Origin of the sequence: Curtobacterium sp. CFBP9011 (assembly GCF_034045095.1) — a bacterium.
Classification (GTDB): domain Bacteria; phylum Actinomycetota; class Actinomycetes; order Actinomycetales; family Microbacteriaceae; genus Curtobacterium.
In genome coordinates, this window is the sequence record NZ_JAXCWN010000013.1 from 1 (window position 1) to 14505 (window position 14505).

Genomic DNA, 14505 nt, shown 5'->3' on the forward strand with positions numbered 1-14505 from the left:
GGTCACATTCCGAACCCGGAAGCTAAGCCTCTCAGCGCCGATGGTACTGCAAGGGGGACCTTGTGGGAGAGTAGGACGCCGCCGGACTTCTTTTCAATGATGTGGCCATCGGCCCTCCATCGAGAGCAACAGCTCTCGTGAGGGCCGGTGGCCATTTTCTGTTTCATCTCAGGCGCATGAGGTCGACTCTGCGCCCTGTTCATGATGGACTGGACCAACACGGGCTGCTTCGGCTGCCACAGCACGACACAACGACACAGCGGACGATCGCCGAGACACGAGTCTTCGGCACGCAACGAGGAGCTACGGTGGCGAACGACGACGAACAGCGGCGAGACGGGCGTGACGGAGACCGTCCGGATCGATCTCGACGCGAAGGCGACAGCGGTCGTTGGTCGTCTGGGCCGCGTGACTTCGAACGACGTGAAGGTGGGCGTGCTGGTGGTGGGGCCCCTCGTGGGGATCGTCCTCGCGGCGACAGCACGGACCGACGGCCGTCCGGCCGTGAATTCCGCGAAGGTGGAGCCCGGAACGACCGTCCTTCGTGGCGATCTGACCGGCCCGCAACTGACCGTCCGCGTCGTGATGGTGACCGTCCGTTCCGTGGGAACGATGACCGTCCGCGTCGTGATGGTGACCGTCCGTTCCGTGGGAACGATGACCGTCCGCGTCGTGATGGTGACCGTCCGTCCCGTGGGAACGATGACCGTCCCCGTCGTGATGGTGACCGGCCCTTCCGCAGCAACGACGATCGCCCCCGCCGTGATGGCGACCGGCCCGTTCGCGGTGGCAGCAACGACCGTCCGTTCCGTGGGAACGACGACCGTCCCCGTCGTGACGGTGATCGTCCGTTCCGTGGGAACGATGACCGTCCGCGTCGTGATGGCGACCGGCCCGTTCGCGGTGGCAGCAACGACCGTCCGTTCCGTGGGAACGATGACCGTCCGCGTCGTGATGGTGACCGGCCGTTCCGTGGGAACGATGACCGTCCCCGTCGTGATGGTGACCGGCCGTTCCGTGGGAACGATGACCGTCCCCGTCGTGATGGTGACCGGCCGTTCCGTGGGAACGATGACCGTCCCCGTCGTGATGGCGACCGGCCGTTCCGTGGGAACGACGACCGTCCCCGTCGTGATGGCGACCGGCCGTTCCGTGGGAACGACGACCGTCCCCGCCGTGACGGTGACCGACCCGTTCGCAGCGGCAGCAACGACCGTCCGTTCCGTGGGAACGATGACCGTCCCCGTCGTGATGGTGACCGGCCCTTCCGCAGCAACGATGACCGTCCCCGCCGTGACGGAGATCGGCCCGTTCGCAGTGGTAGCAACGACCGTCCGTTCCGTGGCAATGACGACCGCCCCTCCCGCGACGGTGGAGCCGATCGGAAGCGGTTCGGCGACGGTAACCGCTCGGCCGGCGCCCGCTTCGGCGAGGCCGCTCGGGACGACTGGGAAGACCGGGACCCGTACGGCACCCGTTCGATCCGCCCGCGTCACGACGACCCCGAGATCCCGGACGAGATCGATGCCCGTGACCTCCACCCCGCCGCTCGTGCTGAGCTCAAGACCCTCAGCAAGGACAACGCGGACTGGGTGGCGCGACACCTCATCACCGCGGCGCTCCTCGTCGACTCCGATCCGGAGGAAGCGAACCAGCACGCGCTGAGCGCTGCACGCCGAGCCGGCCGCGTGGCTGTGGTCCGTGAGACCGCCGCGATCACGGCGTACCGTCTCGGTGACTTCGCCACGGCGCTCCGGGAACTCCGCACCTACCGGCGGATCTCCGGCCGCAACGACCAGCTCCCGATGATGGTCGACTGTGAGCGTGGGCTCGGGCGCCCGGAACGTGCCCTCGAGCTCGGACGGTCCGTCGACCGCGCCGCCCTCGAGACGCCGGTGCAGGTCGAACTCGCGATCGCGATGTCCGGAGCACGTCTGGACCTCGGGAATCCCACAGCCGCGCTGGGCGAGCTGGAGATTCCACAGCTCGACCCCTCGACCGCCTACAGCTGGTCTCCGGCGCTCTACAGTGCTTACGCGGCCACGCTCGAGGAGCTCGGTCGCCAGGACGAGGCCGACGAATGGTGGGCCCGCGTCGACCGCGCGGCCGAAGCCCTCGCGGAAGCCGCCGAAGACGATGCTTGGGAGACAGTGGATGTGGTCGAGGAAGCGATCGAAGTCGACGAGTTCGACGAGCCCGAAGACGACGAGTCAGGAGACGACGAGCCCGGAGACGACGAGCCCGTCGGCGACGAGCCCGTCGGCGACGAGCCCGTCAGCGACGAGTCCGTCGAGCTCGACGACGCAGAACTCGGGGACGCCGAGCCGGGCAACGGGTACGTCAGTGCCCTCGGGGACGACGACCTCGACGACGACTCCGACGACGCCGGGGGCCAGCCGGGCGAGATCGACGAAGACAACCCCCGCGACATCGACGGCTCCGCAGTCGGCTGACACTCCGCGTACCCCGGTCGACGGCATCGACGTGGTCATGACCGACCTCGACGGTGTCGTCTACCGGGGACGGAACGCCATCCCACACGCCGTGGAGGCCCTCAACCAGGCCGCCGCGTCGGCTCGCGTCGGCTACATCACCAACAACGCCTCCCGGCGTCCGATGGACGTCGCCGAACACCTCGAGCAGTACGGGCTTGAGGTGACGGCCGACGACGTCGTCACCTCCTCCCAAGCCGGGGCGCGGCTGCTCGAGACCCTCGTTCCGGAAGGATCGACCGTCCTCGTGATCGGCGGACTCGGACTGACGACGATCGTCGAGCAGGCCGGGTTCGTGGTGACCGACAGCGCGGACGACCACCCGGCAGCGGTCATCCAAGGGTTCTCGCCGGACCTGGGGTGGAAGCAGCTCGCCGAAGCCTCCTTCGCGTTGGCGGATGCCTCCGTGCCGTGGGTGGCCACGAACATGGACTGGTCGATCCCGGTGGAGCGTGGCATCGCTCCGGGGAACGGGACCCTCGTGGCAGCGGTGCACCAGGCGGTGAGCCGGATGCCGGTCGTGGCCGGGAAGCCCGAGCGACCGATCTTCGAAGCGGCCCTGGCACGGTTCGGTGGCGAGCGTCCGCTGTTCATCGGGGACCGTCTGGACACGGACATCAAGGGTGCGAACGACGCGGGCATCCCGAGCGTGCTCGTGTTGACCGGCATCGACCAGCCGAAGCAGGTGCTGGCGGCTGACCAGCGCTCGCGGCCGACCTACGTGCTCAAGGACCTCCGCGGACTGCACGAGCCCTACCCGGTCACCATCCGCAGCGAGGACCCGGACGGCACGCGTCGCGTGACCGTCGGGGAGTCGATCGTCTCGATGCGCGGACACGTCGTCCGAGCCGAGCACGTCGGGTCGGACGAGATGGACTTGCTGCGCGCCGGTGCGACCGCGATCTGGGACTCCGGCCTGGCCATCTACGGCCTCGACGTGGACCCGGCGCTGTACGGCGGCGAGTAGCGTGACGGGCGTGGAACCAGCCCGGAGCGATGACGTGACGGGCACTCCCTCCGCTGGTCGGTCGACCGGCGCGCCGACCGAGTCGCGGGCTGTTCCCGGTGCGGCGACGGAGCTGCGAGCTGTTCCTGGCCCGCCGCGCCCGAGGCCCGGCGTTCTGCGCGGAGCCGCGATAGTCCCGGCCGATGCCGATGCCGATGCCGATGCCGATGCCGATGCCGATGCCGATGCCGACGACGCGGACTCGAGCTCGGACGCTCGGAGTGGCGACGACCCAGACGGCAGCGCCGAGGCTTCGATCGAGCCCGGCGCCGACACCGTGGATGGTCGGGCCGCGGCGGTCGAACGACTTCCGCTGGCTGACCGCGCGGACGCGTTCGCGGAGCTGCACGACGAACTCCGGACCCGGCTGGAACACGGCGGGGACACTCGTGGGTGAGCCCGGGGACATCGCCGACCCCATCAGTGAGACGACAGGCGGGTCCGACCTCGCTCCCGGCACGACCTCCACGAACGGAACGTCCCCCACGAACGACACCGAGCACACGGCCAGCCCCGAGCAAGCGACCAGCACCGGCCACGCGGCGAGCACCGGCCACGCGGCGAGCACCGACCCGAGAGGCAGCGCCGACACGAGCGCCGACAACACGGGCAGCGCCGGCACCAGCACCGCGACGCCGTCGACCGCCACGAGGCGCCTCGACGCCGCGATCCCCGCACGTGGTCTCGCTCGCTCCCGGACCGCCGCGGCCGCCCTCATCCTGGCCGGCCGTGTCACGATCGACGGGGTCCCGGTCGTCAAGGCCTCGACCCCGGTCACCGCCTCCTCGCACATCGTGGTGGACGCCGAGGACGAGTGGGTCTCCCGCGCCGCGCTGAAGCTCGTCGGCGCGCTCGACGCGTTCGGAGTCGACCCACGTGGCCGGACGGTCCTGGACGTCGGAGCCTCGACGGGCGGATTCACCCAGGTGCTGCTCGCACGTGGCGCCTCGCGGGTGATCGCCCTCGACGTGGGCCACGGCCAGCTGGCTCCGGCGATCGCGATCGACGACCGGGTCGCCGTCGTCGAGGGGGTCAACGCCCGGAACCTCACGCGCGACGACTACCTGGCCCTCGACCGCGCTGCCGAGCGCACCAGCCTGGTGGTGGGGGACCTGTCGTTCATCAGCCTCCGCATGGTGTTGCCCGCCCTGGTCGCCGCGGTGCCGGCCGACGAGTTCGTCCTGCTGGTGAAGCCGCAGTTCGAGGTCGGTCGGACCGGCATCCGCGAGGGCATCGTCCGTAGTGCGTCGTTGCGGCAGGACGCGCTGATGAACGTCCTCTGGACCGCCTGGGACCTGGGCCTCGGAACGGCGGGCGTGGCGGCGTCCCCGATCGTCGGGACGCACGGCAACCACGAGTACCTCGCGCGTCTCCAGCGAGGTGCCGGGGAGAACCCGACAGAATGGATCCTCCGGGCGACGGAACTGGCGGAGGGAGCTCCATGAGCGACGAACGACACATCCTGCTGGTCTCGCACACCGGACGGCGCGACTCGATCGACGCCGCGGTCGAGGTGTGCGACATCCTGCACGACGCCGGTCTGACCCCGGTGATGCCCTTCGACGAGTACGCCGACATCCGCCGCGCCGAGGCGTCGGTCGGTCAGGTCGACATCCTCGGCGTCGACGTGCGCCCGGACGAGATCGAGATCGTCATCGTCCTCGGCGGGGACGGCACGATCCTCCGTGCAGCCGAACTGGCACGGGGCACGAAGGCGCCGATCGTCGGCGTCAACCTGGGACACGTCGGGTTCCTCGCCGAGAGCGAGCGCGACGGCCTGGCCGAGACGGTCGAGCGCGCCCTGACCGGCGAGTACAAGGTCGAGGAGCGCGTCGCCCTGCAGGTCGACGTGGTCGTCGGCAACGAGATCGTCTACTCCAGTTGGGCGCTCAACGAGGCGACGGTGGAGAAGGCCTCCCGCGAGCGCATGCTCGAGGTCGTCACCGAGGTCGACGGCCGTCCGCTGTCGTCCTTCGGGTGCGACGGTGTGGTGTTCTCGACCCCGACCGGGTCGACCGCCTACTCCTTCTCCGGCGGCGGCCCCGTGGTGTGGCCGGACGTCGACGCGATCCTGATGGTGCCGCTGAGCGCCCACGCCCTGTTCTCCCGACCGATCGTGGTCGGCCCGGACCGGGTCCTGGCCGTGGAGGTCCTCCGGCGCACGAGCGGCGTGGGCGTCCTGTGGTGCGACGGGCGTCGGACGCACGACCTGCCGCCCGGGGCCCGCGTCGAGGTGCGCCGTTCGCCGGAGCCGGTGCGGGTCGCCCGGATCAAGGACGCCGCGTTCGCCGATCGCCTGGTCGCCAAGTTCCGGCTGCCGGTCGCGGGCTGGCGCGGGCCGCAGCGTGACGACGAGGACGTGTGACGCGGACCCTCGGCTGCCTGAAGCCCCGGGCAACACCACCAGTACCCCCACGAGCACGAGCATGAGCACGAGCACCGGCACCACGACGTGAACCAGCAGCAGGAGCACATCCAGTGATCGAGGAAATCCGCATCTCCGACCTCGGCGTGATCGGCGACGCCACGCTCGAGCTCGGCCCCGGCTTCACCGTCGTGACGGGTGAGACCGGCGCCGGCAAGACGATGATCGTCACCGCGCTCGGCCTGCTCCTCGGGGCCCGTGCGGACGCCGGTTCGGTCCGCCGCGGTGCACCGAACGCCGTCGTCGAGGGCCGCTGGGACCTGCCCGACCACGCGGCCGTCGCCGAGCGGGTCGAGGACGCCGGCGGCACGGTCGAGGACGGCGAACTCATCCTGACGCGCACGGTCTCGGCCGAGGGCCGCAGCCGTGCCACGGTGGGCGGCCGGACCGCTCCGGTCGCGGTGCTCGGCGAACTCGCCGACCAGCTCGTCACCGTGCACGGGCAGTCCGACCAGATCCGCCTCACTTCGGCGGCCGCGCAGCGTGCCGCCCTCGACGGGTTCGGCGGCGCAGCGGTCGAGAAGGCCCTGGCGAAGTACGTCGCCGTGTACGACGCCTGGCAGCAGCACACGGGCGACCTCGAGACGCTGACCCGTGACCGCGACGAGCGGCTCGCCGAGGCTGCGCGCCTCCGCGAAGCCTCCGCCGAGATCGAGGCCGCCGACCCGCAGCCGGGCGAGGACACCGAGCTCGCCGAACGTGCGGAGCGGTTGGGGAACCTCGAGGACCTCCGACTGTCCGCCGGCCTGGCGCACGAGGCCGTGTCGAGTGAGTCGCTCGACGGCCCGGACGTGATCGGCCTGGTCGAGTCGGCCCGGCGCGCGATCGAACGCGTCGCGAGCGTCGACCCGGCTCTGCAGCCGGTGCTGGAGCAACTGACCGAGCTGGGCATCCAGGCGAGTGAGGCCTCGGCGTCGCTGTCGAGCTACATCGGCTCGCTCGAACCCGAGGCCGGCCACGACCTCGAACTCATCAACGAACGACGGGCTCTGCTCGCCGGCCTGACCCGGAAGTACGGCGAGAGCGTCGAGGACGTCATCGCCGCCGGACAGCGTGCCTCCGACCGGCTCCTCGAGCTGGACGGCGACGACGACCGCATCGCGCAGCTGCAGCAGTCGGTCGAGTCCGACCGGGCAGCGCTCGAGGCCGCCGGCGCCGCCCTGACCAAGGTGCGGACGAAGGCGGCGACGGAACTGGCCAAGCGGGTCACCGCCGAGCTGAAGAGCCTGGCGATGGCCGGTGCGACCCTGGTGGTCGAGGTCACCGACGCCGGCGAGTTCCGTCGCCACGGGCGTGACCAGGTCGCGATCCTGCTGCAGCCGCACTCGGGCACCGACCCGCGGCCGATCGGCAAGGGTGCGTCCGGTGGTGAGCTCTCGCGTGTGATGCTCGCGATCGAGGTCGTGATGGCTGGCAGCACCACCGTCCCGACCTTCGTCTTCGACGAGGTCGACGCGGGTGTCGGCGGTGCGGCCGCGATCGAGATCGGCCGACGTCTCGCGGCGCTCGCCGAACGGACCCAGGTCATCGTGGTCACGCACCTGGCGCAGGTGGCCGCGTTCGCGAACAACCACCTCAACGTCGTCAAGGACGCCAGCGGCGCGGTGACCTCGTCGAGCGTCCGCCGCCTCGAGGGCGACGACCGCCTGCAGGAGATGGCACGGCTGCTCTCCGGCCTCGGCGACAGCGCCAGCGGCATGGAGCACGCACGCGAGCTCCTCGAGGTCGCCGGCCGCTCCGCCTGACCGGTCCCCGCACCAGCGCGAGCACCGGTCCGAGCACGGGCCGGGAGCACCGCCCGGGAGCACCAGCCCGAGCACCGGTCCTGGCACCGGCCGGGAGACGCGCCCCACCCGGGTGCGCCGGCGCCGGACGCAACGCGCCCGGCGAACGTGGGTCGCGCCTCCCGGCACTTCTGACGTACGATGGAATCCCGTGGCGGACACTCTCAGCGGCGGAACCAATTCTTCGAACACGACCCCGAAGGTGACGAAGCAGATCTTCGTGACCGGCGGGGTCGTCTCGTCTCTCGGCAAGGGCCTGACGGCGGCCAGCCTCGGCAACCTGCTCACGGCACGCGGCCTCAAGGTCGTCATGCAGAAGCTCGACCCGTACCTCAACGTGGACCCGGGCACGATGAACCCGTTCCAGCACGGCGAGGTCTTCGTGACCGACGACGGCGCCGAGACGGACCTGGACATCGGGCACTACGAGCGCTTCCTCGACATCGACCTGGCGCAGTCGGCGAACGTCACGACCGGGCAGGTCTACTCGACGGTCATCGCCAAGGAGCGTCGCGGCGAGTACCTCGGCGACACCGTCCAGGTCATCCCGCACATCACCGATGAGATCAAGCGTCGGATGCGCGAGCAGTCCGAGAACGACCCGCAGCCCGACGTCATCATCACCGAGGTCGGCGGCACGGTCGGTGACATCGAGTCGCAGCCCTTCATCGAGGCGGCACGGCAGGTGCGCCACGAGCTCGGCCGCAACAACGTGTTCTTCGTGCACGTCTCCCTGGTGCCGTTCATGGCGGCCTCGGGTGAGCAGAAGACGAAGCCGACGCAGCACTCGGTCGCGCAGCTCCGCTCGATCGGCATCCAGCCGGACGCCCTCGTGCTCCGCAGCGACCGCCCCGTCTCGGACGCCAACAAGCGCAAGATCGCGCTGATGTGCGACGTCGACGAGGACGCCGTGGTGAACGCCGTGGACGTCCCGTCGATCTACGACATCCCGACGATGCTGCACGACCAGGGCCTCGACCAGGTCATCATCGAGGCCCTCCGCCTCGAGGCGCACGACGTCGACTGGTCGCGCTGGAACGGTGTGCTGACCGCCGTGCACGAGCCGAAGAAGGCCGTGACGATCGCCCTGGTCGGCAAGTACATCGACCTGCCCGACGCCTACCTGTCGGTGACCGAGGCGCTGCGTGCTGGCGGCTTCGCCCACACCGCGAAGGTCACGCTGAAGTGGGTCGCCTCGGACGAGTGCCTCACCCCGGAGGGCGCCGCGAAGAACCTCGGCGACGTCGACGGCATCTGCATCCCCGGGGGGTTCGGGATCCGCGGCATCGAGGGCAAGCTCGGCGCGCTGAAGTTCGCCCGTGAGCAGGCCATCCCGACGCTCGGTCTGTGCCTCGGTCTGCAGTGCATGGTCATCGAGTACGCCCGCCACGAGGCCGGCCTGCTCGACGCCTCGAGCACCGAGTTCGACCCGGAGACCTCCACCCCGGTCATCGCGACCATGGCGGAGCAGGTGGACATCATCGCCGGCGGCGACCTGGGCGGCACGATGCGCCTCGGCATGTACCCGGCACACTTCACCGAGGGCAGCCTCGCCGCCGAGCTGTACGGCTCGGCGGAGGCATCGGAGCGCCACCGTCACCGCTACGAGGTCAACAACCACTACCGCGAGCAGATCGCGGACGCCGGCATGGTCTTCTCCGGCACCTCGCCGGACGGCACCCTGGTCGAGTACGTCGAGCTGGACCGTGCGGAGCACCCGTTCTACATCGGCACGCAGGCGCACCCGGAGCTCCGCTCGCGTCCGAACCGCGCGCACCCGCTCTTCGCGGGCCTCGTCGGTGCGGCGATCGAGCGCAACGAGTCGACCCGCCTGTTCGACCCGGAGACCGAAGCGGTCGCCTGAGTCGGTAGGTCGCGGTCGCGACCACGTGACGGACGGGAGGCTCCCCACCAGCAGGTGGGGAGCCTCCCGTCCGTCGTCCGCCGGTCTGGACGCTCGTCGTCGACGGTGGGGCAGGATGGCGAGGTGACTGACGCACCGATCGCCGACGAACCCGCCTCCTTCGACGTGACCGCCTCCGAGCGGGTGTTCGAGGGTGCGGTCTGGGACATCACCCGTGACACCGTCGACTACAACGGCACGGACATGGTCCGCGAGTACATCGACCACACCGGTGCCGTCGCGGTGTTCGCGGAGGCCGAGGACGGCCGTGTCCTGGTCATCCAGCAGTACCGTCACCCGGTGCAGGTGCGCGACTGGGAGCTGCCGGCCGGGCTGCTCGACCACGAGGCCGAGGACCACCTGACCGCCGCGAAGCGCGAGCTCGCCGAGGAGGCCGACGTCGAGGCCGAGCACTGGGAGCACCTGGTCCGGTACAACACGTCCTCGGGCGGCAGCAACGAGTTCATCGAGGTGTTCCGGGCGACCGGGGTGCGGGCGACCTCGTCGGCGTTCGAGCGGGAGGCCGAGGAGGCCGACATCGTGATCCGCTGGGTGCCGCGGGCCGAACTCGTGGCCGGGATCCTCGAGGGACGGCTGCACAACTCGGCGCTCATCGTGGCGACGCTCGCGGTGGAGGCAGCCGAGCGCCGCTAGCGCGTTCGGCCGGTCCGCCTCGGCGCCCCGGTAGCCTCGTCGGGTGATGCCGTTCGAGCGTGCCGTGCAGGACCACCTGCGGCACATCGCCATCGAGCGGGGGCTGTCGCCGCACACCCTCTCGGCGTACCGGCGCGACCTCGCGACGTTCGGCGAGTGGATCGGCACGCAGCCTGTCGTCGACTCCAGCGGCGCAGACCGTGCCGGCGGGGCCGGGGTGCTCGAGGACGTCGGACGTCTGGCGCGCGCGGACCTCGCCGGGTTCGTGCAGTACCTCACCACCCGTCCGGAGGGCCCGCTGGCGCCGAGGTCGGTCGCGCGGATGCTCAGCTCGGTGCGCTCGTTCTCGGCGTTCGCCGCGGGGGAGGGCTGGCTGCCGCTCGACCCGGGTGCGTCGGTCCGCCCGCCGAAGGCACCGATGCGGCTGCCGAAGGCGATCTCCGTGCACGACATGGAGCGGCTGATCGGCTCCGTCGTGGGCGACGACCCGGTGCAGCTCCGGGATCGGGCGCTCCTCGAACTGCTGTACGCGACCGGCGCCCGGATCTCGGAAGCGGTGGGGCTCTCCGTCGACGACGTGACGACCCTCGCCGACGTGGACGAGGTCTCGGACGAGGACACCGACGTCTCCGTGGTGCGGGTCACCGGCAAGGGGAACAAGCAGCGGATCGTGCCGCTCGGCAGCTACGCCCGGGCTGCGGTCGACGCGTACCTGGTGCGGGCACGGCCGGTGTTCGCCGTCCGGGGGTCCGCGACGCCGGCGCTGTTCCTCGGTGCCCGCGGAGCCCGGTTGTCGCGGCAGAGCGCCTGGCTCGTCATCCAGGCGGCGGCTGAGCGGGCCGAGCTGGCGGCACACGTGTCGCCGCACACCTTCCGGCACTCGTTCGCCACGCACCTGCTCGAGGGCGGCGCGGACGTCCGGGTGGTGCAGGAGCTGCTCGGGCACGCGAGTGTGGCGACGACGCAGATCTACACGCTGGTGACGGCGGACATGCTGCGGGACGTGTACCAGACGGCGCACCCGCGGGCGCGGCGGTAGGCGGAGCGGGGGCCCGCGGCGCCCGGACCGTGGGACCCTTGGCGCATGGACCTCGAGGTGGGGCCGGGGCTGACGATCCCCGAGTCGGAACTGCAGTGGCGGTTCTCGCGGTCGTCCGGCGCCGGGGGACAGCACGTCAACACCTCGGACAGCCGTGTCCAGCTGACATGGGACGCCGCTGGATCGGCGGCCCTCACCGAGGAGCAGCGGACGCGCATCCTCGAGCGGACCGGTCGGCGGACGGCTGCCGGGACGATCACTGTGACGGTGTCCGCGCGGCGGTCCCAGCTCCGCAACCGCGAGGCTGCGCTCGACGCGCTCCGCGAGCTCCTGCGGGAGGCGCTCGCCCCGCCTGCTCCGGCACGGCGTCCGACCCGGCCGACACGGGGCTCACAGCGCCGACGCCTGGCAGGCAAGCAGCAGCGGTCCGCCATGAAGCAGCAGCGTCGGCGGCCGTCGGACGACTGACCGGAGCCTGACGGCCGGTCGGGTGCCGGACTCAGAACAGGTGCAGGTGCCCGTTCGCCACGACGACCCCGGTCGCGACGGCGAGCACGAGCGCGGACGCCCCGATGCTCTGCCCGACGACCCGCCAGGGACCGGTGGCGCCCGGACGGACCAGGGCGACCAGGCCCGCGGCGATGCCGAGCAGACTGGCGAGCCCCCAGGGGTCCACGACGAGGGACACGATCGCGGCCACGACGGCCAGCACCGCGAACAGGCAGACCCGTCGGTCGCTGCTGCCGTACGCCCAGGAGTGGGCCTCGACGACGGGGGTCGACGCCTCGACGGAGAACGCCGGCCCGGGCGGCATCGCGGCGAGGACGGGGACGACGGGAGCCGGTGCCTCGCGGGGGAGCACCCGGGTCGCCTCGCCCCACGCGTGACCGTCCCACCACCGCAGTCGAGCGGTGTCCTGGGGGTCCGGGAACCAGCCGGCGGCCGGCAGCGTCACGGGGAACTCCTGGTGTGTGCGGGGGCCGTCAGTGCGTTCTGACGGTACCCGGCACGTTCCCCGCCCCGCTGCCCCAGAGCGGGTGTCGGCAGAAGGGGGGACCGGGAGCCGGTCCCCCCTCTCAGACCGCTGCGGGAGCGGCGTCGACCTCGGTGAAGACGTCCTTGACGGCGGCGAGCAGCCGGGCGTTGAAGTCCACGCCGAGCTGGTTCGGCACGGTCACCAGGACGGTGTCGGCGTCGCGGACCGCCTGGTCGGCGGCGAGTTCCGCGACGAGCTGTTCCGGCTCGCCGATGTACGACCGACCGAACCGGGCGAGACCGCCGTCGAGGTGTCCGACCTGGTCCTGTCCCTCGACCTGCGCGCGGACGCCGAAGTAGTGGCGCGACTCGTCGTCGATGATCGGGATGATGCTGCGGCTCACGCTGACGCGGGGCTCGCGCTCCCAGCCCATCTCGCGCCAGGTACTGCGGAAACGTTCGATCTGCTCCGCCTGCAGCTGGTCGAAGGGCACGCCGGTGTCCTCGGTGAGCAGGGTCGACGACATCAGGTTCATGCCCTGCTCGGCCGTCCACTCGGCGGTGGCCCGCGTGCCGGCACCCCACCAGATGCGCTCGGACAGGGTGTCGGACTGCGGCGTGATCGCGAGCGAGCCGACCGCGCCGGTCATCTGCGGGTTCGCGTTCGCCATCGGCTCGCCGGCGATCGCCCGCCGGAAGACCGCGGTGTGGTCACGCGCCAGGTCGGCGCCGTTCTCGTCGTCGGACTCGGGCACGTAGCCGAACGAGCGGTAGCCGGCGAGGGCGGTCTCGGGTGATCCCCGGCTCACGCCGAGCTGCAGTCGGCCGCCGGAGATGAGGTCGGTGGCCGCCGCCTCCTCCGCCATGTACAGCGGGTTCTCCTTGTTGCCCAACTGAGCTGCGCTCGCTCCCTGGCGTGCGATACTCCTTGCACTACCAGACGGGGGAACGACAGTGCAGACGAAGGACGTGTTCGGCATCACCACGGAGGTGCGCGAGGGGGCGTACGTGGACCGCGGTGGCTTAGACGAGAAAATCAAGCGCATCTTGGATCGCGATCTCCACGTCGCGTTGCGGGGCTCGTCAAAGGCGGGAAAATCCTGGCTACGCCAACGCGTTCTGCCGGACGCGATCGTCGTTCAATGTCGTTATAACCATACGGTCGTTGACCTCTACCGGCTCGCCCTGAGCGAGCTCGGTATCACGCTGAAAGTCAGCAGTACGAGCACCAGAGGATTCGAGGGCACCGTCAGTGCCGATACGGAATTCGGGGTCGGCCTCATCGCAAAAGTGCGGATAGCACTTGGGCTGAAAGCCTCATCTGCGGAAGCTACTACCTCCGAACCCGCCGTGGCGATGGTGAATGACTTGCAGGTGATCGCGGATCTGATCAAATTGAGTGGCCGCCGATTGGTCATTGAGGATTTTCACTACCTACCGGTTGCGGAACGCCGGTGGCTCGCTTCCGACCTAAAGGCATTGTGGGAGCATGGGCTTTACGTCGTAATCATTGGTATTTGGAGTCAGAACAACATGATTCTGAACTTCAATCCCGACCTGACCGGGCGAGTGAGGGAGATTTCGATTGCTTGGAGCGCGGCGGAGCTTCAGGCCGTAATCGAGCGTGGTGCAGTCATGCTGAACTTTAGGTTCGACTCAACGATCGTCGAACGACTGGTTTTGGATTGCTACGGCAATGTGGGCATTCTGCAATCACTGACGCTGGAGATGCTGGACGAGATGGGCATCTATGAGGGGTCCGATGAGGAGAACCATATAGACGACGGCGATGCGCTCGACTACGCGGCGATGACCTACTCCGATCAGCTCGTGCCCGTCTTCCAGACCTTCGCGGCGAATGTCTCCTCGGGTATCCGCCGCAGGAATAACACGACAGCGATCTACGCGCACGCGATGGCAGCAGTTCTGGAACAGGAAGACGATGCTCTCCTGCGCGGTGTGCCGCTTGACGCTATCTATCAGGCGGCTCACGCCCGACAAGACCGCATCCAAAAGGGGAACTTGAAGCTCGCGTTAGCAAATTTCGAGGCTCTGCAGGTCGACGACGAAGAGCGTGGCCTTGTACTCGCTTACAATCCGACGAATTCCGAGGTAACGGTCGTCAACCGGGATCTCCTATTCTATCGGAAGTATCAGACCGTCGCGTGGCCCTGGGAAGACCTGATCAAGGAATCCGATCGAGAGTCGGAGGGCGTGACTGAGTAGA

The 14505-nt window shown here is 69.9% G+C and carries 12 protein-coding genes, 1 rRNA gene and 2 pseudogenes; 13 read left to right on the forward strand and 2 right to left on the reverse strand.

Annotated features, from left to right (window positions below; translation table 11 throughout):
* The 12 genes and pseudogenes from rrf to arfB form a co-directional block, all read left to right on the forward strand.
* A 5S ribosomal RNA gene (gene rrf / locus SOM35_RS16985) occupies positions 1-87 on the forward strand; the annotation flags it as partial.
* Positions 88-342: 255 nt separating this feature from the next.
* Positions 343-1665: a hypothetical protein gene (locus SOM35_RS17420; RefSeq protein WP_320516294.1), complete on the forward strand. Its 1323-nt coding sequence runs from the start codon at positions 343-345 to the stop codon at positions 1663-1665.
* A 230-nt stretch (positions 1666-1895) separates the two neighbouring features.
* On the forward strand, positions 1896-2453 hold the full coding sequence (locus SOM35_RS16995) for a hypothetical protein (RefSeq protein ID WP_320516295.1): 558 nt from the start codon (positions 1896-1898) through the stop codon (positions 2451-2453).
* Positions 2454-2490: 37 nt separating this feature from the next.
* A complete protein-coding gene (locus SOM35_RS17000) occupies positions 2491-3459 on the forward strand; it encodes an HAD-IIA family hydrolase (protein ID WP_320516296.1) in 969 nt (322 codons plus the stop codon).
* Between the two features lie 10 nt (positions 3460-3469).
* On the forward strand, positions 3470-3895 hold the full coding sequence (locus tag SOM35_RS17005) for a hypothetical protein (protein ID WP_320516297.1): 426 nt from the start codon (positions 3470-3472) through the stop codon (positions 3893-3895).
* Positions 3896-4145: 250 nt separating this feature from the next.
* Positions 4146-4943, forward strand: a pseudogene (locus SOM35_RS17010) (TlyA family RNA methyltransferase); the annotation flags it as partial.
* Positions 4940-5863 carry an NAD kinase gene (locus SOM35_RS17015; protein ID WP_111076141.1) on the forward strand — a complete coding sequence of 308 codons (924 nt, stop codon included), beginning with the start codon at positions 4940-4942 and terminating at the stop codon, positions 5861-5863. The pseudogene SOM35_RS17010 and the gene SOM35_RS17015, both read left to right, overlap by 4 nt.
* Before the next feature lie 113 nt (positions 5864-5976).
* Positions 5977-7668: a DNA repair protein RecN gene (gene recN, locus SOM35_RS17020; protein WP_290157500.1), complete on the forward strand. Its 1692-nt coding sequence runs from the start codon at positions 5977-5979 to the stop codon at positions 7666-7668.
* Positions 7669-7858: 190 nt separating this feature from the next.
* Positions 7859-9571 carry a CTP synthase gene (locus tag SOM35_RS17025; protein WP_320516298.1) on the forward strand — a complete coding sequence of 571 codons (1713 nt, stop codon included), beginning with the start codon at positions 7859-7861 and terminating at the stop codon, positions 9569-9571.
* Positions 9572-9694: 123 nt separating this feature from the next.
* A complete protein-coding gene (locus SOM35_RS17030) occupies positions 9695-10264 on the forward strand; it encodes an NUDIX hydrolase (RefSeq protein WP_320516299.1) in 570 nt (189 codons plus the stop codon).
* Between the two features lie 46 nt (positions 10265-10310).
* Positions 10311-11303, forward strand: coding sequence for a site-specific tyrosine recombinase XerD (locus SOM35_RS17035; RefSeq protein ID WP_320516300.1), 993 nt, complete (start codon positions 10311-10313; stop codon positions 11301-11303).
* A 45-nt stretch (positions 11304-11348) separates the two neighbouring features.
* Positions 11349-11771: an alternative ribosome rescue aminoacyl-tRNA hydrolase ArfB gene (gene arfB / locus SOM35_RS17040; protein ID WP_320516301.1), complete on the forward strand. Its 423-nt coding sequence runs from the start codon at positions 11349-11351 to the stop codon at positions 11769-11771.
* A 31-nt stretch (positions 11772-11802) separates the two neighbouring features.
* Here arfB and SOM35_RS17045 read toward each other — a convergent pair whose 3' ends face one another.
* Both SOM35_RS17045 and SOM35_RS17050 read right to left on the reverse strand, forming a co-directional pair.
* On the reverse strand, positions 11803-12258 hold the full coding sequence (locus tag SOM35_RS17045) for a DUF2510 domain-containing protein (protein WP_320516302.1): 456 nt from the start codon (positions 12256-12258) through the stop codon (positions 11803-11805).
* A 121-nt stretch (positions 12259-12379) separates the two neighbouring features.
* A pseudogene (locus tag SOM35_RS17050) lies at positions 12380-13159 on the reverse strand (LLM class flavin-dependent oxidoreductase); the annotation flags it as partial.
* A 73-nt stretch (positions 13160-13232) separates the two neighbouring features.
* Between SOM35_RS17050 and SOM35_RS17055 the strand changes: the two are divergent.
* Complete coding sequence (locus tag SOM35_RS17055; RefSeq protein WP_320516303.1) at positions 13233-14504, forward strand: hypothetical protein; 1272 nt, start codon at positions 13233-13235, stop codon at positions 14502-14504.
* Position 14505 lies beyond the last annotated feature (1 nt).

Excerpts from the sequence above, each read along its gene's own strand:
- SOM35_RS17000 (WP_320516296.1), top strand. The coding sequence starts at position 2,491 with ATGACCGACCTCGACGGTGTCGTCTACCGGGGACGGAACGCCATCCCA.
- SOM35_RS17015 (WP_111076141.1), top strand. The coding sequence starts at position 4,940 with ATGAGCGACGAACGACACATCCTGCTGGTCTCGCACACCGGACGGCGC.
- SOM35_RS17035 (WP_320516300.1), top strand. The coding sequence starts at position 10,311 with ATGCCGTTCGAGCGTGCCGTGCAGGACCACCTGCGGCACATCGCCATC.
- arfB (WP_320516301.1), top strand. The coding sequence starts at position 11,349 with ATGGACCTCGAGGTGGGGCCGGGGCTGACGATCCCCGAGTCGGAACTG.